A 3,241-nucleotide genomic window follows, 5' to 3' on the forward strand; every position below is an offset into this window, starting at 1 on the left:
TCAGCTCCTAAAAAGAAATAAGCATGAGCAGTTCCAAATTGAGAGAATTTTGATTGAGTGAATGAGTGATTACTTTAAGGAGAAATTCACTCATTCGCCAAATTACACACGAATTTTTGTAAAATACAGCTCCAATCTCCCTCATTTTTATACCAAGTAAAAACTCTAATAACTTTCTAAAAATTAGAATTTAGAAAATTCCTATAATCCCTATAACTTGCATAAAAATACCACTTAACCATTGTATGAAACCCTTATTTATTGTTTACTTCATCAGCTTTGTAGCACTTTGCACAGGCTGCGTCGTTGAGGAAAATCTCAATGTGAGCCCTCACGAATTTGCTGATATTGTCAAAAATAATCCCGATATACAAATTATTGATGTGCGTACTCCTCAAGAATGGAAAGAAGGAAAAGTAACATCTGCAAAATGTATTGATTATTTTGACCCAGATATTTTAGAAAAAATTGAATCTTTAGATAAAGATAAGCCTGTATTATTGTATTGTGCCACAGGTGGAAGAAGCTCTGAAATCGCCGAAATATTGAAAGAATATGGCTTTAAAAAAATCTATAATCTTAAAGGAGGATATAAAGATTTGGTAAAAGAAGGGGTACATTAAGGCCTAAGATGTCAGGTCACAGATTTTTTTTGAAAAATATATACCTTTAAAAATGCTTCTTTTTCCACGATTTTAATTAACTCAAACCGATATTTCTGAACAAACTTGATGAGTTCTTCCTCTAGGAACAGTGGTAATCCGCAGCCCTCGTGCACTTGTCCCAACGTCAAGGCTATTTCTTCCTCAATAATGAGTTGCCCCCCATCTTTCAATATTAAGCCTATTTCTTCTAGCATTTCTTGTTGGTATTCAAATTCATGAAAGGCATTAATAACTAAGACTTTATCGAAAGTTTGTAAAGGCAGATTAGTTTTTTGAGGCGTGCCAACTACGGCATAAAATACCCCGTCGATTATTCTACCAACCTGACGCTCCCAATATTTTTTTGTATAGGCTATCTCTTCCTCATTGCAACTATATACGTCTATATCCTGAATATAAAACGTAAGTCCATCTTGCATCGTTGCCAAGCCTATTTCCCATACACCCGAAGCTGCGCCAATAGATGCCACCACATCGCCAGCACGAAGTTGATATGCATCAAATGATTTTTTCATATTTTTCAAAAAAACAAAACCCCTACCGAAGTAAGGGTTTTTGTCAAAATTAAATACTTTCTAATTCGATTTGCTCTGGCTCGGAAGTTTCTTCGAACAAGCGAGCATTCATCACATCTTCTAATTTTACATTAAAAAATTCTTTATGAATATCGAAAGGTTCTATACCCAAATCCTCAGGATTAGCCAAATGCTTGTATGAACCATCTTCCTGCATTTCATAGGTATTCACATTATCGCGCAAGTTACATTGCAAAATATGAATAGCTTGCTGACGCACCTGATTGGTGACTAATTCGAATAAGGACTCGATACGTCGGTCAAAACTACGAACCATTACATCGGCAGAGCCTCCATATACTTTTGGATTCCCATTGTTATGGAAATAATACACGCGTGTATGCTCCAAGAAGTCTCCAACAATAGAACGTACTTTAATATTTTCAGACAAACCTTTCCGACCCGGGCGGATACAACAAATACCACGCACAATCAATTGAATTGGTACACCTGCTTGTGAAGCCTTGTATAATTCATCAATCGTGATTTTGTCTTGTAGTGAATTGATTTTGATACAAATACCACTTGGCAAGCCCGCTTGAGCATTGCGTGCCTCATTACGAATCATTTCCACCAATTTGTTACGCATCTCACGAGGGGCAGTAATCAAATATTTGTAACTATGTGGTTGTGAATGTCCTGTGATAACATTGAAAAATTCGGAAATATCGCGCGTAATCACCTCATTGGTGGTCAACAAACCAATATCAGTATAAAGTTTGGCAGTATCTTCATTATAGTTTCCAGACGACAAATGTGCGTAACTTACCACCTGATTACCTTCGGTACGAATTACCTGTAGTAATTTGGTATGTGTTTTTAAGCCTGGGATACCATAAATTACAAAGCAACCCGCATTTTGAAGTCGCAAAGCCTCACGAATATTGTTTTCCTCATCAAAACGAGCTTTTACCTCAAACAACACCGACACGTGTTTACCATTTTCGGCAGCATGGAGCAAGGCATCCGCAATTCTTGAGTTTTTCGAAATACGATACAAGGTAATCTTGATAGCCAATACCTGAGGGTCGTCAGCAGCTTGTTCTAAGAGTTGTAAAACAGGCTCAAAATTGTTGTAAGGGTGATGCATCAAGATATCGCCTTGGCGAATAGTCTCAAAAATATCAGCCTGCTTCATACTCGAAAGACCCAGAGGTGGTACAGGAGGATGCTGTTGTACCAATCGACTTTTAAATTCGGGATATTTGATAATTTGCCAAAAAGCAGTAAAATCAATAAGGTTTCCATTGTAGAAAACCCCATCTTTTTCCAATTTCCAGCGCTTCATCATCATTTCGAGCATCCAAGGAGAACAATCAGGTTCAATTTCGATGCGCGTCACACGGCCTAAACGACGATCTTTAATTTTTTTCTTGATTTCGTCAATAAAGTCTGTTTCCGAATCTTCATGCTCTACCACGTCAAAATCACCATTTCGAGTAATACGGAATAGGGCAATAGATTCGATTTCTACGTTTTTGTAGAGTTTCCACATTTCATGACGGATGATTTCTTCGATAGGAAAAAATACAATTTCATCCTCACGTTCAAAAACAAAAAAACGCTTAAGATTCTGAGGTATTTGTACAAAACTGATTTTACTATTATCACCTTTGAGTGGTTCGTTTTTGATAAAATCAATTTCGCCCGATGGTATGCGAGTAACTACCCCAAAAATCAAGGTTTTTGCCAGCAAACTTGGAAAAGTGTGCGTTTGGTCAAACACCATTGGGGTAAGCATTGGATATATCGTACGATTAAAATAATCGGTTACCTTTTCAAGTTCTTCAGAATACAAGTCACCAATCTTAATAATTCTAAAGCCATTTTGGGTACAGAGTGGTACAATATCTTCTTTGTAAAGACGTTGCTTTTCTTGTACAAAAGCCTGAGTAGCAGCCATCAAAGTTTTCTTGAAAGGGATTTCTCTCAAGCCCGAGTAATCGCTACGCTCTTTACCAAAGTCGATATAATTATACAACGAACCAACCCTAATCGAAA

At 37.1% G+C, this 3,241-nt stretch carries 3 protein-coding genes; 1 reads left to right on the forward strand and 2 read right to left on the reverse strand.

Annotated features, from left to right (window positions below):
- Positions 1 to 245 precede the first annotated feature (245 nt).
- A complete protein-coding gene (locus ACOVQ4_RS14495; RefSeq protein ID WP_421821343.1) occupies positions 246 to 623 on the forward strand; it encodes a rhodanese-like domain-containing protein in 378 nt (125 codons plus the stop codon).
- Positions 624 to 634: 11 nt separating this feature from the next.
- On the opposite strand, the gene ACOVQ4_RS14500 is transcribed toward ACOVQ4_RS14495, so the two are convergent.
- Together ACOVQ4_RS14500 and ppk1 are read right to left on the reverse strand one after the other, a co-directional pair.
- Positions 635 to 1,180, reverse strand: coding sequence for a class I SAM-dependent methyltransferase (locus ACOVQ4_RS14500; RefSeq protein WP_421821344.1), 546 nt, complete (start codon positions 1,178 to 1,180; stop codon positions 635 to 637).
- A gap of 49 nt (positions 1,181 to 1,229) precedes the next feature.
- Positions 1,230 to 3,241, reverse strand: a 2,012-nt coding sequence (gene ppk1, locus ACOVQ4_RS14505; protein ID WP_421821345.1) for a polyphosphate kinase 1, incomplete at its 5' end; no start/stop codon positions are given.

It is taken from the genome of Flectobacillus sp., assembly GCF_049240685.1.
Taxonomy (GTDB): Bacteria; Bacteroidota; Bacteroidia; order Cytophagales; family Spirosomataceae; genus Flectobacillus.